The organism is Duganella sp. 3397, from assembly GCF_031456625.1.
Lineage (GTDB): Bacteria > Pseudomonadota > Gammaproteobacteria > Burkholderiales > Burkholderiaceae_D > Rugamonas > Rugamonas phyllosphaerae.
In genome coordinates, this window is sequence record NZ_JAVDVB010000002.1 from 323136 (window position 1) to 343197 (window position 20062).

General features: G+C 63.3%; 20 protein-coding genes. 12 read left to right on the forward strand and 8 right to left on the reverse strand.

What is annotated here, in order from left to right; translation table 11 throughout:
- Positions 1-16 precede the first annotated feature (16 nt).
- On the reverse strand, positions 17-475 hold the full coding sequence (locus tag J2X54_RS06080; RefSeq protein WP_070247997.1) for an Lrp/AsnC family transcriptional regulator: 459 nt from the start codon (positions 473-475) through the stop codon (positions 17-19).
- A 125-nt stretch (positions 476-600) separates the two neighbouring features.
- Between J2X54_RS06080 and J2X54_RS06085 the strand changes: the two genes are divergently transcribed.
- On the forward strand, positions 601-849 hold the full coding sequence (locus tag J2X54_RS06085; RefSeq protein WP_310179084.1) for a hypothetical protein: 249 nt from the start codon (positions 601-603) through the stop codon (positions 847-849).
- Here J2X54_RS06085 and J2X54_RS06090 read toward each other — a convergent pair.
- Together J2X54_RS06090 and J2X54_RS06095 are read right to left on the reverse strand one after the other, a co-directional pair.
- On the reverse strand, positions 840-2144 hold the full coding sequence (locus tag J2X54_RS06090) for an NCS2 family permease (RefSeq protein ID WP_310179086.1): 1305 nt from the start codon (positions 2142-2144) through the stop codon (positions 840-842). The two genes, J2X54_RS06085 and J2X54_RS06090, sit on opposite strands and share 10 nt — an antisense overlap.
- A 70-nt stretch (positions 2145-2214) precedes the next feature.
- Positions 2215-4161: a diguanylate cyclase domain-containing protein gene (locus J2X54_RS06095; protein WP_310179088.1), complete on the reverse strand. Its 1947-nt coding sequence runs from the start codon at positions 4159-4161 to the stop codon at positions 2215-2217.
- A 199-nt stretch (positions 4162-4360) separates the two neighbouring features.
- Between J2X54_RS06095 and J2X54_RS06100 the strand changes: the two genes are divergently transcribed.
- The 3 genes from J2X54_RS06100 (at position 4361) to J2X54_RS06110 (ending at position 5693) form a co-directional block, all read left to right on the forward strand.
- Positions 4361-4579 (forward strand): hypothetical protein, encoded by a 219-nt coding sequence (locus J2X54_RS06100; RefSeq protein WP_070248005.1) that lies wholly within the window; start codon positions 4361-4363, stop codon positions 4577-4579.
- 80 nt (positions 4580-4659) lie between these two features.
- Positions 4660-5445 (forward strand): DNA/RNA non-specific endonuclease, encoded by a 786-nt coding sequence (locus tag J2X54_RS06105; RefSeq protein WP_310179091.1) that lies wholly within the window; start codon positions 4660-4662, stop codon positions 5443-5445.
- On the forward strand, positions 5445-5693 hold the full coding sequence (locus J2X54_RS06110) for a hypothetical protein (protein WP_310179094.1): 249 nt from the start codon (positions 5445-5447) through the stop codon (positions 5691-5693). Before J2X54_RS06105 ends, J2X54_RS06110 begins: the two co-directional genes overlap by 1 nt.
- Here the strand turns inward: J2X54_RS06110 and J2X54_RS06115 are convergent.
- The gene (locus tag J2X54_RS06115) at positions 5690-6673 is read right to left on the reverse strand and encodes a diguanylate cyclase (RefSeq protein WP_404990886.1); all 984 of its coding nucleotides are present in this window, start codon (positions 6671-6673) and stop codon (positions 5690-5692) included. The genes J2X54_RS06110 and J2X54_RS06115 overlap by 4 nt on opposite strands.
- A gap of 35 nt (positions 6674-6708) precedes the next feature.
- On the reverse strand, positions 6709-7563 hold the full coding sequence (locus tag J2X54_RS06120; protein ID WP_310179097.1) for a sensor histidine kinase: 855 nt from the start codon (positions 7561-7563) through the stop codon (positions 6709-6711).
- A gap of 201 nt (positions 7564-7764) precedes the next feature.
- On the opposite strand from J2X54_RS06120, the gene queE reads away from it, so the two are divergent.
- The 4 genes from queE to J2X54_RS06140 all read left to right on the forward strand — a co-directional run bounded on the left by queE (position 7765) and on the right by J2X54_RS06140 (position 10361).
- Positions 7765-8400: a 7-carboxy-7-deazaguanine synthase gene (gene queE / locus J2X54_RS06125; RefSeq protein ID WP_070248010.1), complete on the forward strand. Its 636-nt coding sequence runs from the start codon at positions 7765-7767 to the stop codon at positions 8398-8400.
- The gene (queD, locus tag J2X54_RS06130; protein WP_056145237.1) at positions 8400-8846 is read left to right on the forward strand and encodes a 6-carboxytetrahydropterin synthase QueD; all 447 of its coding nucleotides are present in this window, start codon (positions 8400-8402) and stop codon (positions 8844-8846) included. The genes queE and queD overlap by 1 nt, the downstream gene beginning before the upstream one ends.
- Positions 8839-9339 carry a tRNA adenosine(34) deaminase TadA gene (gene tadA, locus J2X54_RS06135; protein ID WP_310179104.1) on the forward strand — a complete coding sequence of 167 codons (501 nt, stop codon included), beginning with the start codon at positions 8839-8841 and terminating at the stop codon, positions 9337-9339. The genes queD and tadA overlap by 8 nt, the downstream gene beginning before the upstream one ends.
- Before the next feature lie 101 nt (positions 9340-9440).
- Positions 9441-10361, forward strand: coding sequence for an LD-carboxypeptidase (locus J2X54_RS06140; RefSeq protein ID WP_310179106.1), 921 nt, complete (start codon positions 9441-9443; stop codon positions 10359-10361).
- On the opposite strand, the gene J2X54_RS06145 is transcribed toward J2X54_RS06140, so the two are convergent.
- Together J2X54_RS06145 and J2X54_RS06150 are read right to left on the reverse strand one after the other, a co-directional pair.
- Positions 10362-10916, reverse strand: a complete 555-nt coding sequence (locus J2X54_RS06145) for a hypothetical protein (protein ID WP_310179108.1) — start codon at positions 10914-10916, stop codon at positions 10362-10364. It lies immediately after the preceding gene.
- Positions 10917-11058: 142 nt separating this feature from the next.
- Complete coding sequence (locus tag J2X54_RS06150) at positions 11059-14808, reverse strand: TonB-dependent receptor (RefSeq protein WP_310179111.1); 3750 nt, start codon at positions 14806-14808, stop codon at positions 11059-11061.
- Between the two features lie 459 nt (positions 14809-15267).
- On the opposite strand from J2X54_RS06150, the gene J2X54_RS06155 reads away from it, so the two are divergent.
- From J2X54_RS06155 to nadC, 4 genes are all read left to right on the forward strand, one after another.
- Positions 15268-15810, forward strand: a complete 543-nt coding sequence (locus tag J2X54_RS06155; RefSeq protein ID WP_310179113.1) for a PEPxxWA-CTERM sorting domain-containing protein — start codon at positions 15268-15270, stop codon at positions 15808-15810.
- Positions 15811-15904: 94 nt separating this feature from the next.
- Positions 15905-17506, forward strand: coding sequence for an ABC-F family ATPase (locus J2X54_RS06160; protein ID WP_310179115.1), 1602 nt, complete (start codon positions 15905-15907; stop codon positions 17504-17506).
- 2 nt (positions 17507-17508) lie between these two features.
- Positions 17509-18654, forward strand: a complete 1146-nt coding sequence (nadA, locus tag J2X54_RS06165) for a quinolinate synthase NadA (protein WP_310179117.1) — start codon at positions 17509-17511, stop codon at positions 18652-18654.
- Positions 18654-19520, forward strand: coding sequence for a carboxylating nicotinate-nucleotide diphosphorylase (gene nadC, locus J2X54_RS06170; protein ID WP_310179833.1), 867 nt, complete (start codon positions 18654-18656; stop codon positions 19518-19520). Before nadA ends, nadC begins: the two co-directional genes overlap by 1 nt.
- Here nadC and J2X54_RS06175 read toward each other — a convergent pair.
- A complete protein-coding gene (locus J2X54_RS06175; protein ID WP_310179120.1) occupies positions 19517-20059 on the reverse strand; it encodes a GNAT family N-acetyltransferase in 543 nt (180 codons plus the stop codon). The two genes, nadC and J2X54_RS06175, sit on opposite strands and share 4 nt — an antisense overlap.
- Positions 20060-20062: the final 3 nt, after the last annotated feature.

Below are 20062 nucleotides of genomic sequence, written 5' to 3' on the forward strand. Positions count from 1 at the left end.
GCGCTGCAGGCCAGCGTCAGGGTTCGACCGAGTGGGTCTTTTTCAGGCAGCGCAGCACGAACGTCGAGCGGCTATGCTTGAGTCCTGGCAATTTGTAGAGTTTGCGGCGCAGAAATTCCTCGTAGCCGGCAGTGCCGGCCACCGCCACCTTGATCAGGTAGTCGTAGTCGCCGGTGAGCAGGTACGCTTCCATCACCTCGGGCAGTTCGGCCAGGGCCTGGCCGAATTTATCGAAGATCTCGTCGTCGTGGCGGTCGAGCGTGACTTCGATGATCACCGTGTCGGGGTAGCCCAGCCCGGTCTGGTTGAGCAGGGCGGTGTAGCCCTCGATCAGGCCGGCCTGCTCGAGCGCGCGTACCCGGTTCCAGCATGGCGTGGTGGACAATCCGACCAGTTCGGCCAGCTTGGTGTTGGACAGGCGGCCGTCGCGCCGCAGCGCGCGCAGGATGCGGCGGTCGATCTCATCGATTTCCATGATCAATCCTGAAAAGAAGTTTATTCCAGGTATTTTACTATCGACAGCAGAACCTTCCGCCAAACACTGCGGAATGAAAAAAACCAGGGAGCCTATTCCCGGGTGCAGGCGCTATTCTGAATGGCATGAAACCTACCGAAAAAAGCTACCGTTTTTGCCTCGAGCCCGACGCTCCCATCGCCACGCTGGAGCAGGTGCTGGCCATCGTGCGCAGGCTCGATCTCGACTTGCAGGCGCTGCGCACCACGGCTACGCCGGGCGGCGTGGAAGTGCTGCTGCGGCTGGCCAGCACCGAGCCGGAGCCACTGACCCTGTGCCGGATGCGGCTGCACAACCTGGTCGGCGTGCTGCCGATCCGCGAAAGTCAGGTGTAGCTGTACTTGACCAGGAACACCACGGCAATGATCCAGACTACCGGCTTGACCTGGCGCGCCTGGCCGGTGAGCAGCTTGAGGCCGGCATAGGTGATGAAGCCGAAGGCGATGCCGTGGGCGATCGAATACGTAAACGGGATTACCAGCGCGGTAATCGCGGCCGGAACGCTTTCGGTGGTCTCGGTCCAGTCCACGTCGACCAGGTCGCGCAGCATCAGGCAGGCGACGAACAGCAGCGCCGGCGCGGTGGCGTAGGCGGGCACCACGCCGGCGATCGGCGCGAAGAACAGCGCGGCCAGGAACAGCGCGGCCACCACCACTGCGGTCAGCCCGGTACGGCCGCCTGCCTGGACGCCGGCGGCGCTTTCCAGGTAAGCCGTGGTGCTGGACGTGCCCAGCATGGAGCCGGCCAGGATGGCGCCGCTGTCGGCCATCAGCGCCTTGTTCAGGCGCGCCATCTTGCCGCCGACCAGCAGGCCGGCGCGGCTGGCCACGCCCATCAGGGTGCCGGTGGCGTCGAATAGTTCCACCAGGAAAAACACCAGCACCACGTTGAACAGGCCGATCGACAGCGCGCCCGACAGGTCGAGGTGGAAGAAGGTCGGTGCGATCGACGGCGGCAGCGACATGAAGCCCTTGAAGGTATTGCCACCGAAGAAGAAGCTGAGCACCGTGACGGCAACGATGCCGATCAACAGCGCGCCCGGCACCTTCAGGCGGTCGAGCGTGACGATCAGCAGGAAACCGAACACGGCCATGATGGTGTGCGGGTTGTGCATGTCGCCCACCGTGACCAGGGTGGCGGGGCTGCCTATTACCAGGCCCGAACTTTTCATGGCGATCAGCGCCAGGAACAGCCCCAGGCCCACGGTAATGGCCACCCGCAGCGAATGCGGGATGCCGTTGACGATGTGCTCGCGCACCTTGAAGATGCTGACCAGGAAGAACAGGCAGCCGGAGATGAACACCGCGCCCAGCGCCGATTGCCACGGCACGCCCATGCCCAGCACCACGGCGTAGGCAAAATATGCGTTCAGGCCCATGCCGGGCGCCATGCCGATCGGGTAGTTGGCATACAGGCCCATGATCAGGCTGCCAATCGCGGCTGCCACGCAGGTGGCCACGAAGACGGCGTCGCGCGGCATGCCGGCGTCGCCGAGAATGGTGGGGTTGACGAAGATGATGTAGGCCATCGTCAGGAAGGTGGTCAGGCCGGCCACCACTTCGGTGCGGACATTGCTGCCATGCTCGGGCAGCTGGAAAAATCGGGAAATCGGCGACTGATGAGAGGACACGGGGGGCTCCTGCGGTGAACGGCGTTTTTTTGCGAGGGCGAACAATAGCACGTATGGGCGCTTTGTTTCTTTACGGCGCCAGCGCATAGCCGTCGCGGCCCTGGTGCTTGGCCTGGTACAGCGCGGCGTCGGCGCGTGCCACCAGCGCGGCCGGGGTCAGGTCGTCGCCGTCGAGCAGGGCGATGCCGATGCTGGTGGTCACTTGCCGGGGTGAACCGGCCACGGTGAACGGCGCCCGGATCGCCGCGACGATCTTGTCAGCCAGCCGGGCCGCTTCGTCGGCCTGGCCCACCTGTTCGAAAATGATCACGAATTCGTCGCCGGCAATGCGCGCCACGGTGTCGGCAGCGCGCACGTTGGCGCCCAGGCGGGCAGCGAATTCGCACAGTACCTGGTCGCCGGCAGCGTGGCCCAGGCTGTCGTTGATGGCTTTGAAACGATCGATGTCGAGGTAGGCCAGCGCCAGCGGCACGCGGTTGCGGCGGGCCCGCAGCACGGCTTGCTGCAGTGTTTCCTCGAAGCACAGCCGGTTGGCGATGCCGGTCAGCGGATCGATGCGCGCCAGCTGGGTGAGCTGCGCCTCGAACGCCAGCCGTTCGGTGATGTCGTGCAAAAACGCGGTGGCATAGTACTCGCCCGCATGGCGGATCGAGCCCAGCGACAATTCCACCGGCACTTCGTGGCCGTCGCGGTGCACGGCGCTGATGCGTACCCGGGCGTTCATCAGGCGGCCCATATTGCCTTCGCCAAACGCGCGCATGCCCGCCTGGTGGGCGCCGCGCATGGCTGGCGGCACGATCAGCTCGGCGATGTCGCGGCCCAGCACTTCGGCGCGGCGCCAGCCGAAGGTGCGTTCGGCGGCGGCGTTCCAGTTGGTGATGGCGCCGTCTGCCGCGCAGCTGACGAAGGCGTCGGGCGCCCGTTCGAGGATGCTGCTGATTAATGCCTCGCTGTCGCGGATGGCCTGTTGCGCCGCCTCGCGTTCGGCCATCAGTTGGTGAAAGGCGCCGCTGAGCTCGCCGATCTCGTCGGGCCGCGAGCGTTGCAGCACGGCGATCTCGGCGCTGCCGTTGCGAATTTCGCTGATATGCTGGCGCAGCAGGTTCAGCGGCCGTAACATGGCGCAGATCGCCCACCAGGTCATGAAGCCGGCCACTGCAGCGAACACGGCCGCAGCGAGCATGCCCTGGTGGCGCATGGCGATCATCGGTGCAAACGCCTCCGCCACCGGGTAGCGCGCGCCGACGATCCAGTCGGCGCCCTGCAAGCGCTTGTAAGAATAAATGGACAGCGTGCCATCCTTGCCGACCGCCTCGGTCCAGCCTTCAAAGCCGGCCAGCGCGCGCCGGGTGGCGAGGTTGGGGTTGGCGCGTTCGGTCAGGTTGCCCAACAGCAGGGAGCGGTCAGGATGCTGGACCACCACGCCGTCCTTCGTGAAGATGAAGGAATAGCCGGTTTTTCCCGAGCGTTGTCCGGCCACTTGTTCCAGCATGCTGGAATCGGCCAGGTCGAGGCTGCCGCCGAGCAGCATGGTGGTGCGGCCATCGGCGTCGGTCACCGGTTGCATGATCACCACCGCAGCCGCCCCGGTCAGAAAACTCTTGAACGGCGGCGAGACGACTGCCTTGCCGCCGGCGCGCACCTGGTCCAGGTACGCGCGCAACCGGGCGGGGGCGTCGAGCGTGGCGATGGCGTCGCCCTGGGTGTGCAGCAGGTCGCCTTGCCGGTTATAGAGGGCCAGGTTGCGGAACTCGCGGTGGGCGATCGGATGCTGCCTGACAAACTCCAGCATACCGGCCGCGTTGGCCCCGGCCGACTGCGGCACGGCTTCGGCCAGGCTGGCCAGCAGCAGTTTCTTGGCATTGAGCTGGGCGTCAAGCTGGGCGGCCGAGGAGGAGAGCAGGGCAAACTGCTGGTCCCCGATCACGGCTTTCATGTCGCGCTCGGCCAGCAGCAACGCAACCCAGGTCACGATCATGGTGGCGACCAGCACCAGTAAAATGACCACCAGGGTCATACGGAACTTCAGGCTCCGTGGAAGTGAGACAGATACGGCCATGGTGCGCTTTTTATGGGGGGGCTGTTGCCAGTATTGCATAGGAGACAGACTTAGACCAGTAAGTGTTGATGTGCTGTGGCAATACGGTTCGCAGTCGTGCGACTTCCGCGCTCAGCATTCATTAGGATAGGCCATGTAATTGTTTAAGGAGTACGACATGCCCAGAGGTGCCAACCCCAAGCGCGAGCGCGAATTCAAGGAACTGCAGCAGAAATTCAAGCAGGAAGGCCGCTATCCGGGCCGCGAGGAAGAAGTCGCTGCGCGCATCGTCAACCAGCAGCGCGCGGACGCCGGTGAAACCCGGGAGCCGCAGGGCGGCCGCACCGGTACCGGCTATCGGCGCAGAAATACAGTGAGACGCGCCAAAGCCTCGTGATAAAAAAATAGCCGGTTCCCTGTGGAGTCCGGCTATTTTTTTGCTAGTATCGTGCCCCCACGATATTTCTCAAAGTACCAATGAATTTGATTCAGCGTTCGGCCGCCGCCGTGTTCATTGCCGGTGGCCTGCTGGCCGCCGGCCTGGCCGCTGCCAGCCAGTGCCCCGCCCACTATGTCGATGGCCGCGCGCCCGACATTCTCAACCCCAAGATGGAAGCCGCCACCACCGAGCTTTGCTACGGCGTGTTCGGCGTCATGCATTCCGGCGTCACCCGCACCCCGTTGTGGTCGGCAGAACATTTGACCGTCGATAACCTGGCCGATGCCAAGGACTTGTCGCGCGAGAATTCGTTCCACGCTGAACAGCGGTTGCCGGCCAATGGCCGGGCCGAACTGGCCGACTATGCGCGCAGCGGCTACGACCGTGGCCACATGGCGCCCAACGCCGACATGCCCGACCGCGCCACCCAGCGCGAAAGTTTTACGCTGGCGAACATGGTGCCGCAGGACAGCGAGATCAACCGCCACCTGTGGGCCGGTATCGAAGGCGTGGTGCGCGGCATGGCGAAAAAAGAAGGCAATCTGTACGTGCTGACCGGGCCGGCCTTTATCGGCGGCAACTTGCAAAAAGTCGGCAGGGTGCTGGTGCCCACCCACTTGTACAAGCTGGTGTACAGCCCGCGCCAGCGTGCCGGCGGCGCGTACTTTGTCGAGAACAAGGCCGGCGCCAGCTACCAGACCATGACCGTGGCGCAACTGGAAAACCGCATTGGCATCAATCTGTTACCGTCGCTGTCGCCGCGTGAAAAACAAGTCATGCTGCGCCTGCCCAATGTGCGTCAACGCAAGGAACGGAATAAATAATGACCTTCATCCCGTATGCCAACGAAGCCGATGTGCTCACCATCGGCGGCCTCACCATCGAGAACCGGCTCGACCGCATTACCGTCACCGGCGACATCGACCTGACCGCCGACCAGGCGGGCCTGGCCCATGCCCGCGCGTTGCAGCGGCTGCTGGGCGACGTGGTCAAGCAACTGGAGGCGCACAAAGATCTGCCGCAGCAGTTGCCGCCGCCGGCCGTGGAGACCGTGGACAACCCGTTCGCTTAAGCCTTCCCGGGCAGGTCGGTATTGGGCAGGCTGATGCGGTTGCGGCCCATGTGCTTGGCGCGGTACAGCGCCGAGTCGGCCGTCGCCACCAGCTGGCTGGGGTCGGTGTCGTGCGAGGGCAGGGCGGTGGCGGCGCCAATGCTCACCGTGACCACGTGCGGCTGGCTGCCCAGGTTGGGCAGGTGCAGTTGTTCGACCCGGCAGCGGATCCGTTCGGCGACGATGGCCGCGCCTTTCAATGACTGGTTGGGCAGTATCACCGCGAACTCTTCACCGCCATAGCGCGCCACCAGGTCGTTGGTGCGCATCTCGTTGGCCACGGCCGTGGCGATCCGTTGCAGGCACTCGTCGCCGCCGAGGTGGCCGTAGGCGTCGTTGTATTGCTTGAAATTGTCCACGTCGACCATCAGCAGCGACAGCGGCTGCTGCTGGCGCAGCGCGCGTTGCCACTCGGCGTGCAGGGTGTCGTCGAAGCAGCGGCGGTTGGCCAGGCCGGTCAGGCCGTCGCGCGTGGCAAGCTGTTCGAGCGCGATCTGGGCGCGTTTTTCGTCGGTGACGTCGCGCAGGGTTTCCACCACCGCCAGCAACTTGCCGCTGGCGTTTCGGATGGGGCTGGCGTCGGCGGCCAGGAAGCAGCGCCGTCCCACGCGCGGCATCTCGCACCAGTTTTGCGACTCCAGGCTGGCGTCGGCATCGACCGGCCGGCGGCTGCCTTCGATCACCAGGTCGGCCAGGGTGGGCCGGCGCTCTTCGTAAAACGCTTGCCAGTGGTTGTCGGTGCCCAGTACTTCGCGCGCCAGCACGCCGGTCAGGCGTTCGCAGGCGGCGTTCCAGAGGATGACCTTGCCGTCGATATCGATCACGAAGGTGGGGATCACCAGCGATTGCAGCATATTGAGTGCGAAACCGTGCTGCTCTTTTGCGTGGGGGAATTCGGTGGTGTGCAATATCGGTTGAAAAATCGGGTGCGGTCGGTTCATGACGGCCTTTGCTGGTAGGCGGGTGGTGGGCATCTTCAGTGCAAGGTGGTGAGCGGGAGCGACATGGTCAGCGCCGTGCCCTGGCCGGGCGCGCTGGCCACATCGAAGCGGCCACCGGCTTCGGCAACCCGCTCGGCGATGCCGCGCAAGCCGGTGCTGGCGCCGGTCCGATCGGCGGGCTGTGGCGACTGCTGGCAGCCGACGCCGTTGTCTTGCACGGTCAGGTCGAGGCGACCGGCGGCGCGGGCGATCGCCACCGAGACCTGGGTGGCATGGGCGTGGCGGGCGATGTTGCTGAGCGACTCTTGCAAGATGCGGTAGACCATCTTGTCCACGCCGGCGTCGCGGCAGTCTTGGGCAGCCGTGAACGCGTCCGGGCGGGCGTCGAGCTGGCACGGTATGCCGGACAGGCGCGAAAACTGCGCCAGTTGACCGTTGACCGCCGCCTCCAGGCCGTTTTCCAGGGCCTCGGGCTGCAGGTCGCGTACCACGCAGCGCATGGCGCGCAAGGTGTGCTGGACATGGCCGTCGATCCGGTCCACTATTTCTCCGAGGGCCGGCTGGCTGGCGCCCAGTGCGCGCAGTTCCAGGCCCAGGGTCAACAGGTGCTGGCCCAGGTCGTCATGCAGGTCGCGGGCGATGCGGCGCCGTTCGGCGTCGCGCAGCGATTGCTGGCTGGCGCTCAGGTGGCATACCTGGCGCCGGGTGTCGGCCAGCGCCTGTTCGGCCTGCTCGCGGGTGGCGCGTTCGCGACCCAGCCGCGCCTGCAGGCGATGCAGTGCCATGTACTGGTGCCGCTGGCGCCAGTACATGAACAGGCTCAGCCCGGCCAGCAGGCACAGGCCGGCAACGAGGAGTTCTGTTTCGAACAGCAATGCTGCGGTTTCCATGCTCGGGGTCTCCTTCAAAATGTTGTTCAGGTGATAAATTGCTTGCACAAAAGCAGGACGCGTTGGAACGAAAATAACGTGCTTGCCTAAATGCATGTTTGTGTTAGGTCAACTTATGCTGCAATGCACGAAAAATGGGACAGGTCCGGACAGGTGCGGACGGGTGCGATATAATCGAGGGTTGTCCAATCAGGAACTATCGTGACTTACAGCATCAAAGAAATTTTCTACACCTTGCAGGGCGAGGGCGCGCATGCCGGGCGGCCGGCGGTGTTTTGCCGCTTTTCCGGGTGTAACCTGTGGACCGGGCGTGAGTCCGACCGCGCCAGCGCCGTCTGCCAGTTTTGCGATACCGACTTCGTCGGCACCGACGGCGAGGGCGGCGGCAAGTTCAAGTCGCCGCAGGAGCTCGCCGCCACCATCAACGCGCTGTGGCCAGCCAGCCATGCTGCCAGCAAATACGTGGTGTTTACCGGGGGCGAGCCGCTGCTGCAGCTCGACGCGGCGCTGATCGACGCCATGCACGACCAGGGCTTTACGATTGCCATCGAAACCAACGGCACCTTGCCGGTCCCCGACGGCGTGGACTGGATTTGCGTCAGCCCCAAGATGGGCTCTACCCTGGTGGTGGCCAAGGGCAGCGAGCTGAAGGTGGTGATTCCGCAAACCGGCCAGGACCTGGCTGCGTACGAACACCTCGATTTCGAGCATTTCTACGTGCAGGCGATGGATGGCCCGCTGGCCGCCTTCAACACCACGCTGGCCATCGAGACCTGCAAGCGCAACCCGAAATGGAAGCTGAGCTTGCAAACCCATAAACTTTTACAGATACCATAATGCTGACCATTACCCGCAAGCTGGAGTTCGACGCCGGCCACCGTATTCCCGACCACAAGAGCCAGTGCCGCAACCTGCACGGCCACCGCTACACGCTGGAAATCACCCTGACCGGCGAGATCATCACGGCCGAAGGCAATTCCGACAACGGCATGATCATGGACTTTTCAGACGTCAAGACGCTGGCCAAGCAGCACCTGGTCGACGTGTGGGACCACGCCTTTATCGTTTATGAGAAGGACACGGCGGTGCGCGAGTTCCTGGCCAGCCTGCCCGACCATAAAACCGTGGTGATCGACCGTATTCCTACCGTGGAAAACCTGGCGCACGTGGCGTTCGGCATCCTCAAGGCGGCATTTACCGACCGTTTCGGCACCGGCCTGCGCCTGCACAAGCTGGTACTGCACGAAACCCCCAACTGCTGGGCCGAGATCACCGATGCCTGACGCCCAATCGGAAGATTTCATGCAGCGCGCGCTCGAACAGGCGCAGCACGCATGGGATCTGGGCGAGGTGCCGGTGGGCGCGGTCGTGGTCAAGGATGGCGTGGTGATCGCCACCGGCTACAACCAGCCGATCGGCCGCCACGACCCCACCGCGCACGCCGAGATCGTCGCGCTGCGCGCTGCCGCCGAGGTGCTGGGCAACTACCGGCTGCCCGGCTGCGAGCTGTATGTCACGCTCGAGCCGTGCGTGATGTGCTCGGGCGCCATGATGCACGCGCGCCTGGCGAAAATCGTCTACGGCGCGCCCGACCCCAAGACCGGCGCCTGCGGCTCGGTGGTCAACCTGTTCGAGCACGACCAGCTCAATCACCACGCGCAAGTGACCGGCGGCGTGCTGGCCGAGGCCTGCGCCGACCTGCTCAAGCGCTTCTTTGCCGACCGCCGCGCGCAGGCCGCTGCCGCGCGCCGCGCCGCCCTGGCGGCCTTACCCTAAGCTGCCTTGCCCGGCAAGCGGCTGCTTGGTAAGATGGCGGCGGATACTTCCCGCCGGCCGCGCCCTGCGGCGGCGGCCATCCCGTCACCATCCGAGGCATCTTGAAACAATCACCGACAGGCATCGCCATTGTTGCGCCGGGCGGCTTTGCGCCCGCCCTCGACGCCCTGAACGCCGGCATCGCCCGCCTGGAACAGCAGGGCTTTATTGTCCACAATTACTACGATCACGACGCGCGCCACCAGCGCTTCGGCGGCACCGACGCGGCGCGCGTGGCGCAACTGCACGCCGCCGCCGCCGACCCGGCGGTGCAGGTGGTGATGGCCTTGCGCGGCTCCTACGGGATGACCCGGCTGCTGCCGCATATCGATTATCAGCTGCTGGCCGACAGCGGCAAGCTGTTCGTCGGCTACAGCGATTTCACCGCGTTCCAGATGGCTTTGATGCAGGCCACCGGCCGCATCAGCTTTGCCGGCCCGCTGTTCTGCGCTGACTTCACTCCTGCCGAGCTGGACGACTACACCATCGGCCAGTTCTTCGACTGCCTGCGCGGCCCGCAGCACCAGGTGCTGGGCGCGGTGGCCGACGGTGGGCCAGATAATCCAGAACTCGAGGTGGCGGGGCCGCTGTGGGGCGGCAACCTGGCGATGCTGGTCAGCTTGCTGGGTACGCCGTATTTCCCGACCATAGCCGATGGCATCCTGTACCTGGAAGACGTGGGCGAGCACCCGTACCGCGTGGAACGGATGCTGCTGCAACTGCTGTACGCCGGCGTGCTCGACCGCCAGCGCGCCGTGGTGTTCGGCGAATTTACCGGCTACAAGCTGGGCAACTTCGAGAACGGCTACGACTTCGCGGCCATGCTGGCGTACTTGCGCGCCACGCTGCCGCTGCCGGTGCTCACCGGGCTGCCGCTGGGCCATGTACGGCGCCACGCCACGCTGCCGTTCGGCGGCATGGCGCGCCTGGCCTCGACCGCGCGCGCCTTTACGCTGACCATCGACGGCTATCCCACCCTGTAATTACTCCAGGCGGCGCACGCGCGGCGCCTGGTTCACGCCTTCCACTTCCAGAAAATACGTGCCGAAGAAGTTGCGCTTGATGGCGACCTTGGGCGTCTCCCTGGTGTAGAGCGAGGCCGAACTGTCGTCCACCACGCGCCAGGCCTGGCCGTTGGCCAGGCGGAACGTCGTGGTCGGGCTCCAGCCGCTGAAGGTACCGACCAGCGTGCTTTCCACGCCATCCTGTTGGTCGGACTTGCGCAGCTGGCTCGCGGTGAGGCCGAACGTGGCATCCTGTGTGCGCGTGGCAGACGCCGTTGGTGGCGTCGCTGGCATCGTTGCCATGGCCGCCTCCGGGCCGGGGTTCCTGCCAGTCGCTGCCGCCGATGCTGTTACCGCCGCTGCTGTTGCGGCCGGACCGCCTGCTGCGGCTGCACCGACCGGAATGGCGTCGTAGCAGGCCAGTTTGGCGCTGGCGTCGGCCAGTGCCCGGCAACGCAGCAGATCGGCGTCGGCGGCCATGGCGGGGGTGGCGATGGACGCGAATACGGCAGACAGGGCAAACAGGGCTTTCATCGGGCGCTTTCCAGGTTGAGTTGGGTGATTATATCGGTTCTCGCAGGAAAAAAAACAGCCCGGAGCGCTTGCGCGGCCGGGCCAAAAGACATGGAGGATGTTGCCACCCTCCGTGGAGTTGCACGTGAATTGTTTGCGTAACTTAGTTGCGTAGATTCAGGCCGATCATGATGCGGCGGCCGGCGTACGCGGAGTCGAGCAGGTTCGGCGTGCCGTCGGCAAACGGCGCATAGTGGGCCTGGCTGTTCGAGGTGGACGACAGGTTCAGGTTGCGGCCTTCGGCAAAGATCTCGAGGTTCTGGTTGATGCGGTACGAGATCTTGGCGTCCACGTACCGGGTGGCGTCCTTGAAGGTTGGCGAGCCCGGGTTGTAGGGAATGAAGGTGGTGCGGCCGCCGCCTTCGCTCGGATAGTTATTGACCGAGTTCTGGCCGCAGGCGGCGATGCAGTTGAACTTCTGGCCTACCGCTTGCAGGGCGACTCGTGCCGAAAATTTACCGTCGTCGTACCACAGGGCGGCGTTATAGGTGTACTTGGACTCGCCCATCGGCGGCAGTTCTTCGCCGGTCAGCAGGTCAACCACGCGCGCCGTGGTATTGCTCGATTTCAGCTTGGTGTAGTTGAAATCGAAACCGGTGTAGCGCAGCAGCCATGGCAGGAACGTGAAGGCCGTCTTGCCGCCCACTTCCACTCCCTTGCGGGTGATGGTGGGGCCGTTTTCGTAGGTGCGATAGTCGAAGTCGAGATCGCTGACCGGACGACCGGTTTGCGGATCGACGATGCCGGTGCCGTCGAAGATGCGGATATCGCTACGCCCCACGATGGTATTGCCACCGACAATGCCGAGTTGGCGGAACGCGGCGACCGACAGGTTTGTATCGCTGTTCGGATACCATTCCAACGACAGATTCTGGTTCTTGTTGGTTTGCGCGCGCAGTGCCGGATTGCCGATCACGCCGCTGCACGTCTGGTCCTGCTCAGGCGTACCGTCGAGGCCGGCACGGCGCTGGTCGTAGGTGCAGTCCCCGGTCGGCACGAGGGCGGCGACCGGAGGACGGGCCACGGTCTTGGCACGGTTGTAGCGCAGCACGACCTGGTCCGGCACCAGCCACATCGACAGGTTCAGCACCGGCAGGTAATCGGTGGTCTTGGCGTGGAAGGTGGTAGGCCGGCGCGTTGTGGCCGAAATCGTGCCGCCGGTGGCGTTCGGTGTTTGCGGGTTGTACACGCCGGGCACGATATACGTCGAGGTGAATCCCATGTTGCCGGTAGCGGTGATCTTGGTACGGACCATCCGGTAACCGAAATTACCGTCCAGTTCCATGCCGAACGGCAGCGACCAGTTGGTGAACGGGATGTCGCTCATGCTGAAATCGGTCATCAGGTAGCCGGAAGTGACTTTCTCCTTGAACTTGCTGACCGGCTGGGCATACATATTGCCGTCGTTGGCGCGGCACTCCTTGACGCAGTCGAAGTTGACGTTCGGTGAGCCCACCAGCTGGAATACTTTTTCCACGTCGATCTGGTTCCAGCCATTGATGATGCCGGCAGGACGGTCGGGCATACCATTAAAGAAGGTCGAGTTCGGCGCTTTCATCGATTGCGAGATGATGTCCAGGAATTGTTGCTGGGACATGTAAGTGGTGCCGGAATTGGCCGTGCCCGGGTTGGTGCTGGCCACGTAACCGCTCTGGCAAGGCCGGCCACCTGCGCCCAGCGAACCGGGGGTATCGGTGCAACCGGTGAAGAAGCTGCGCACGTTGGCGCTCGGGATGATCACGGCCGGGACGTAGCCTGGACGGCCGAAGTCGCCAACCTGGCTCTGCACGGTATTGCCGCCGGCGCCCCAGCTGCTGCCGGAGGTATTGCGCAGATTGAAGCCTGCCTTGATGCGGCTAAAGAACGGAATCCCCTCGCCCAGCGCATAGCTGAAGTCGGCCTTTGCGGTCTTTTCTTCGGTCTCTGCGATTCTCGGGCTAAAAGTGATTTGCGGCGACTGCGTGGTCAGCGGCAGCTGGTTTACCGTGTAGGCAGGACTGGCCACCGGCACGTTGGGGCCTGCAGGGACCGCAGCGATACCGGCGGTGGCTGGCCGCACACCGGCGTAGATGGTGGGATCGGCCTGGTTGAAGGTGCTGCCAGGCTCTGCCTCGTAGGTCCACAAGCCGTTCGGCAACACCTTCATGATGGCCGGGCCGTAGTTGTAGCTCCAGTTGGTCCGCTTGTCGCCACGGCGCCAGTCGGACTTGGAGTCGCCCACGAAGAATTCCGCGCTGAAGCCGCCGTTGCGATAGGTGCCGCCCGTCTGCAGGTAGCGGCTGGTGGTTTCCATGGCGTTGAAGATCTGGTCGGTATTGACGTTGGCGTCGCTGATGCGCATTTGCGTAACGTGATGGTTGGCATCGACCACGACCGAGCGCGGATCGACGTTGGCCACCGCGCCCTGGAACGGATTGGCATTGGCGACGTAGCTGACGTTGTTGTACAGGTAGTAGCCGGAGCCGGCCACCGGCCGGCGTACACCATTTGTCCCCGTGTTGTTGGTGGTGATCGTGTCGGTGAACGACGGACCATTGTAGGTTGGGCTGTTGGTCACCGCAGGATTGATGTTCAGGCCGCCCAGGCCGTAGGTCATGAAGGTGTCGTCGACCTCGCGCTTGGAATAGTTGACCTTGCCGTAGACGCTAAGGTTGTTGTCAACCTTGAAGTCGAAGCGCAGGTCGATGTTTTTACGCTTGTCTTCCTGGCGCTTTTGAATGAAGCGCACCAGCGATGGCGAATAATCGTTCCATTGGTTGAGGCAAGAGATCAGTTCGTTGGTGCGCGCGTTGACGGCGTTGTTGAGATTGGCTCCCGCAACCATGGAATTTCGTTGGGCGGTGGTCAGATTCGGGAAGGCCGCATAGCATTCGGCCTTGGTCTGGGCGGCCGCCGATTTGGTCAGGATCTCCATCGGCGTGGCAGCATTGAAGAAACCACCGCCGCTCAGGTTCGACTGCAGGGTTGGCTGGTTGACGGAAACGTCGTTGCGCGACAAGGTGCCGGGCTGGTACGTGAAGGTCTTGTTCGGCGAATTGTCGAAGTCGATCGCGCGCGCATAGCCGGCATTGCCGGACGTGGCGATCTGGGAAGAGTGCGACTCGTTGACCACGCGCGAGGTCGAGGCATTGACCATCACGCCCAGGCGGTTGTCCAGGAACTTTTTGGTGGCAATCAGGTTGGCGTCGGGCGTCCATTTCTCGTTGATCGAGCTTTGCGAACCGGCCACGCGCAGCGAGACGAACGGCTCCTTGAAATCGAGGCTGGTGCGGGTCTTGATGATAATGCCGCCGCCGAGCGAACCTTCGGTCATGTCGGCAGTCGAACCCTTGACCACGTCGACGCTCTTGATCAGGTCGGCCGACAGCGAGCGGAATTCGGTGCCGCGGCCGCTGCCGCCGCCGTTCATGTCGGTACCGCCTGCCGATTGCACGCCCTGGCCGTCGATCTCGACCCGGGTCAGATCGGCCGAGTTGCCGCGAATCGCCACGCTGACGCCTTCACCGAAATCGCCGCGATCGAGCGCCACGCCGGAGATGCGCGAAATCGCCTCGCCGATGTTACGGTCGGGGAAAGAGCCGACGTCTTCCGCGACGATGGAGTCCATCGCGGTGGCGGCGTTCTTCTTGCGCTCGATGCCGGACTGCTGCGAAGCGCGGGTGCCTTGCACCACGACTTTCTTGACTTCGCCTTCGGTGGAAACTGCAGCTTCGGTGCCCTGCGCTGGCTGGGTCGGTTGCGTCGGTTGCATATCCTGCGCAGCGGCGTAGCCGCTGGCAAAGAACGAAGCGAGTGCAATCGAAATGGCGTAGCTGAGCGGCTTACGGCGGGTGCCGTAATCGGTGATGATCATGTCTGTCTCCCTGAGTGGCCATATGGCCTGTTTTGATATGCGGCTGTGATCGCCCGCTGATATTTGAGTAGTAGTCTAGTGTCGAAATTTGGGCAGTGGATTGCAAGAAGAGAAAGAATCACCGGCGTGATCAGTACTGTCGCTTTAACGCAAATGCGCGAATTACCTGCGGCATTCTGATATCGCTCTGTATTGCGGCGCAAAAAAATCGCCCGGCGATCACGCACTGCATTGATTGTTTATTGAGCTGGTGTGCTTATTTAGTTGCGGTCGTACCTGCCGAGCATGATGCGGCGTCCCGCATAGGCGACATCGAGCGGATTCGGCATGCCGCCGTCAGTGCCGGAGTAGTGGTCCTGGAATTATCTTAATGATATTCTTTTGTTGACTGTGGCAGCGTGATCGCCGCAGCTGATTCGGCGTGATTCCAAGCTCAACTTCCACACAAAGGGATACATCATGAACATGCTCCGCGTTGCAAGGAACCTGATGATTGTTTTTGTATTGGCGCTAGCCGCCATCAATCCGGCCCGCGCCGGTTTGGCTGGCGATGCGGTCAGGATTACGTATTTCTATCCCGACCTGGATACGCCCGCTACCGATTTCGGCACATCGGTCATTTCCGGCGCCGGCACCGACTTCGTCGACCCGCGCGGTGCGTTCACCCTGCGCGTGACCGATACGCAGATAATCGCCACCGACTTCAATTTTTCCGCATTCTGGTTGCCTGCCGCATTCAATGGACTGGTCGTCGCCAACCTGAGCGACAGTTTTACGCCCGTGTTTTCGGTCGCTCCAGCAACCAATATGGCGGGCTTCGGCGCTGACAACGTCGTCATCTCGGGCAATACACTGCGCATCAACTGGCAGGGATTGAGCTTCGATCAGGGTACGCGCGTGGTGGTAAATCTTGGCGTGGTCCCCGAGCCGCATGCGTGGGCCATGATGGTGGGCGGCCTCGCACTGTTGGGCTTGGCAGCACGTCGGCGCCGACCGGGCTGAGGCCGGGGCTGCGGACATAGCGCAGGGGGCGGGTGCTGTATAATCATGGCATTCCGCCTAACGGCATGATTTCAATAGAAAAACCTCATTACAGATGCTCTCTACAGCCAATATCACGATGCAGTTCGGCGCCAAGCCGTTGTTTGAAAACATCTCCGTCAAGTTCGGCGATGGCAACCGTTACGGCCTGATCGGCGCCAACGGCTGCGGCAAATCGACGTTCATGAAAATCCTCGGCGGCGATCTCGACCCGTCCGGCGGCAACGTCATGCTCGACACCAACGAACGCCTGGGCAAGCTGCGCCAGGACCAGTTTGCCTTTGAAGACATGCGCGTGCTCGACGTGGTGATGATGGGCCACACCGAGATGTGGGCGGCAATGCAGGAGCGCGACGCCATCTACGCCAACCTGGAAGCGACCGACGACGACTACATGAAGGCCGCCGAACTGGAAGGCAAAGTGTCCGAGTACGACGGCTACACGGCCGAGTCGCGTGCCGGCGAACTGCTGCTGGGCGCCGGCGTGGCGATCGAGCTGCACCAGGGACCGATGAGCAATGTCTCGCCAGGCTGGAAGCTGCGCGTGCTGCTGGCGCAGGCGCTGTTCTCGAACCCGGACATTTTGCTGCTCGACGAACCTACCAACAACCTGGACATCAACACGATTCGCTGGCTGGAAGACGTGCTCAACGAGCGCAACTCCACCATGATCATCATTTCCCACGATCGCCACTTCCTCAACCAGGTGTGCACCCACGTGGCCGACATGGATTACGGCACGCTGAAAATCTACCCGGGCAACTACGACGAGTACATGTTCGCCTCCACCCAGGCACGCAACCAGCAACTGGCCAACAATGCCAAGGCCAAGGAAAAGGTCGCCGAGCTGCAAGACTTCGTGCGCCGCTTCGCTGCCAACAAGTCCAAGGCCCGCCAGGCCACGTCGCGCGCCAAGCAGATCGACAAGATCAAGGTCGACGACATCAAGCCATCGTCGCGCGCCTATCCGTTCGTGCGCTTCGACGGCGAGAAAAAGCTGCACCGCCTGGCAGTCGAGGTGGACAGCATCTCCAAGACCTACGACCGCACGCTGTTCAACAACTTCAGCATCATGGTCGAAGCAGGCGAACGCATCGCCATCATCGGCGCCAACGGCGCCGGTAAAACCACCATGCTGCGCTGCATTGGCGGCGACGACATCGCCCACCTGCACGCGGACCACGGCATGGTCAAGTGGGCGGAAAACGCCAACGTCGGCTACATGCCGCAAGACCCGACCGAAGAGTTTGCCAAAGACATTACGCTGACCGACTGGATGGGCAACTGGACCCAAGAGGGCGACGACGACCAGGCCGTGCGCTCGATCCTGGGTCGCCTGCTGTTCGGCGGCGACGAGGTGAAAAAATCGGTGAAGGTGCTGTCCGGTGGCGAGAAGGGCCGCATGATGTACGGCAAGCTGATGCTGGGCCGCCACAACGTGCTGCTGCTCGATGAACCGACCAATCACATGGACATGGAATCGATCGAGTCGCTCAACATCGCGCTGGAAAAATATGCGGGCACGCTGATCTTCGTTTCGCACGACCGCGAATTCGTGTCGTCGCTGGCCAACCGCATCATCGAAATCAAGGAAAACGATGTTGTCGACTTCCGTGGCAACTACGAGGAGTACCTGACCAGCCAGGGCATCGACTGATCATGCAAACCCTGGAAATCAAACCCGTCGAGTACGAACATCCGCAAGACGGCGCCAGCTGCGTGGCCCATGCCTGGGCCCGTACGCCAGCCACTCCCACGGCCGACCAGCGCACCGCGCTCAAGGCCCGCATCAAGCAGCTGCTGGTCGAGCGCGAAGCGGTGCTGGTCGCGCATTACTATGTCGATGCCGACCTGCAGGACCTGGCCGAGGAAACCGGCGGCTGCGTGTCCGATTCGCTGGAGATGGCGCGCTTCGGCCGTGATCATTCCGCCAGGACGCTGATCGTGGCTGGCGTGCGCTTCATGGGCGAAACCGCCAAGATCCTCAGCCCCGAAAAACGCATCCTGATGCCGGACCTCGACGCCACCTGTTCGCTCGACCTGGGCTGCCCGGTGGACGAGTTCACGGCGTTCTGCGACCAGCACCCGGACCGCACGGTGGTGGTGTACGCCAACACCAGTGCGGCCGTCAAGGCACGCGCCGACTGGATGGTGACGTCGTCGATCGGCCTCGATATCGTCAAGCACCTGCATGCGCAGGGCAAGAAGATCCTGTGGGCGCCAGACAAACACCTGGGCGGCTACATTCAGAAAGAAACCGGCGCCGACATGCTGCTGTGGCAGGGCTCCTGCCTGGTGCACGACGAGTTCAAGGGCGTGGAACTGGACCTGCTCAAGGAACAGTACCCGGACGCGAAAGTGCTGGTGCACCCGGAGTCGCCGGCCAACGTGGTGGCGCTGGCCGACGTGGTCGGTTCCACCACGCAGATCATCAACGCTGCCGTGGAGATGGACGCCGACACCTTCATCGTCGCCACCGACAACGGCATCCTGCACAAGATGCAGGCCGCCGCGCCAGGTAAAAAATTCATCGTCGCGCCCACGGCCGGCAATAGCGCCACGTGCAAGAGCTGCGCACATTGTCCGTGGATGGCAATGAACGGTCTGCAAAATCTGGCCGACCTGCTGGAGAACATGGACACCGTGACCTCGAACGAAATCTTCGTTGACGCTGAAATCGGCCAGCAGGCCGTGGTGGCGATCAACCGCATGCTGGACTTTGCGGCAGCCAAAAAAGCCAAGGTGCAGCCGGGCCCGGACCTGGGCCAGGAAGCGCAACTGTTTTCGGGAATTGGACCGGCATGATGAGCACCCTCAAGAATACCTTTGCGCCGTTCGACGACGCGCTGCGCACCGCTTTCGAGGCCAACCTGCTGGCAGCTTTGCTGGAAGACGTGGGCACCGGCGACCTGACCGGCCTGCTGGTGCCGGACGGCGGTAGCGTGACGGCCCGCGTGATCGTGCGCGAAGACGCCGTGCTGTGCGGCGCGCCGTGGTTCGAGGGCGTGATGAACTGCCTGCAGGCGGGCATCGAGATCGACTGGCAGTACGCCGAAGGCGACCTGATGACGGCCGACAGCGTGGTCTGCACCCTGACCGGGCCTGCGCGCGCGCTGCTCACTGGCGAGCGCTCTGCACTGAACTTCCTGCAACTGCTCTCAAGCGTGGCCACCGCCACCCGCAAATACGTGGACGTGATTGCCGGCACCCGCGCCGCCATCCTGGACACCCGCAAAACCTTGCCCGGCCTGCGGCTGGCGCAAAAGTACGCGGTGCGCGTGGGCGGGGGCCAGAACCAGCGACTGGCGCTGTACGACGGCATCCTGATCAAGGAAAACCATATCGCAGCAGCCGGCGGCGTCACCAACGCGGTGCTGGCAGCCAAACGCCTCGACGCGGGCGTGACGATCCAGGTGGAAGTTGAAAATCTGGCCGAGCTGAACGAAGCGCTGGACGCCGGCGCGGTCTCGGTCCTGCTCGACAACTTCAGTACCGACTTGATGCGTGAAGCGGTGGCGATAAATGCGGGGAGGGCGTTGCTGGAAGCGTCTGGCGGCATCAACTTCGATACCGTGCGGGCGATTGCGGAAACCGGCGTTGACCGCATCTCTATCGGCAGCCTGACCAAGGATATTCGGGCGACCGATTTCTCGTTGCGGATAGTTGGTTAAATCGTTTTGCGCATCCGTACCAGCGGCACCTGCAATGGCCGGTTCGCCGCTCCGGGCAGCGTGATGTCGATATTCTCCACCTTCTCGAAGCCGCACGCAGCATAGAGCGGCACCCCCGGCAGTGTGGCTGCCAGTTCCAGCGTGGTAAAGCCGCCAGCGGCGGCAGCCTCGGTGCACCAGGTCAGCAGCAGCCTGCCGTAACCGCGCCGCGCTGCCCACGGCTCGACAAAGAAGGCGCGGATGCGCGCCGGTTCGATTGCCGGGTCGAGCAGGGGATCGGCCTGCTGCTTGATGCGGTCGGCGCCAAACAGCGTGGCGCGGCGGCTCCAGCCACCGCACGCCACCATTTGCCCTGCTTCTTCCACGATAAAGTACGTCCGGTCCGTGACCAGCTGGGTATCGACGCCGAATACGTGGTCGGTGATCGCGCGCGCCTGTTCGGGCGTGTAAAAACCCGCGCTCAGTTCGATGCCCGAGCGGCAAATCAGCGCTTCCATCGCAGCGATGTCGTCGTGAACGGCGGCGCGGACGGTTGGCATGGC

Coding starts and splice junctions, on each gene's coding strand:
- J2X54_RS06080 (WP_070247997.1), bottom strand. CDS start 475: ATGGAAATCGATGAGATCGACCGCCGCATCCTGCGCGCGCTGCGGCGC.
- J2X54_RS06085 (WP_310179084.1), top strand. CDS start 601: ATGAAACCTACCGAAAAAAGCTACCGTTTTTGCCTCGAGCCCGACGCT.
- J2X54_RS06095 (WP_310179088.1), bottom strand. CDS start 4,161: ATGACCCTGGTGGTCATTTTACTGGTGCTGGTCGCCACCATGATCGTG.
- J2X54_RS06100 (WP_070248005.1), top strand. CDS start 4,361: ATGCCCAGAGGTGCCAACCCCAAGCGCGAGCGCGAATTCAAGGAACTG.
- J2X54_RS06105 (WP_310179091.1), top strand. CDS start 4,660: ATGAATTTGATTCAGCGTTCGGCCGCCGCCGTGTTCATTGCCGGTGGC.
- J2X54_RS06110 (WP_310179094.1), top strand. CDS start 5,445: ATGACCTTCATCCCGTATGCCAACGAAGCCGATGTGCTCACCATCGGC.
- J2X54_RS06115 (WP_404990886.1), bottom strand. CDS start 6,673: ATGAACCGACCGCACCCGATTTTTCAACCGATATTGCACACCACCGAA.
- J2X54_RS06120 (WP_310179097.1), bottom strand. CDS start 7,563: ATGGAAACCGCAGCATTGCTGTTCGAAACAGAACTCCTCGTTGCCGGC.
- queD (WP_056145237.1), top strand. CDS start 8,400: ATGCTGACCATTACCCGCAAGCTGGAGTTCGACGCCGGCCACCGTATT.
- tadA (WP_310179104.1), top strand. CDS start 8,839: ATGCCTGACGCCCAATCGGAAGATTTCATGCAGCGCGCGCTCGAACAG.
- J2X54_RS06145 (WP_310179108.1), bottom strand. CDS start 10,916: ATGAAAGCCCTGTTTGCCCTGTCTGCCGTATTCGCGTCCATCGCCACC.
- J2X54_RS06150 (WP_310179111.1), bottom strand. CDS start 14,808: ATGATCATCACCGATTACGGCACCCGCCGTAAGCCGCTCAGCTACGCC.
- J2X54_RS06155 (WP_310179113.1), top strand. CDS start 15,268: ATGAACATGCTCCGCGTTGCAAGGAACCTGATGATTGTTTTTGTATTG.
- J2X54_RS06160 (WP_310179115.1), top strand. CDS start 15,905: ATGCTCTCTACAGCCAATATCACGATGCAGTTCGGCGCCAAGCCGTTG.
- nadA (WP_310179117.1), top strand. CDS start 17,509: ATGCAAACCCTGGAAATCAAACCCGTCGAGTACGAACATCCGCAAGAC.
- nadC (WP_310179833.1), top strand. CDS start 18,654: ATGAGCACCCTCAAGAATACCTTTGCGCCGTTCGACGACGCGCTGCGC.
- J2X54_RS06175 (WP_310179120.1), bottom strand. CDS start 20,059: ATGCCAACCGTCCGCGCCGCCGTTCACGACGACATCGCTGCGATGGAA.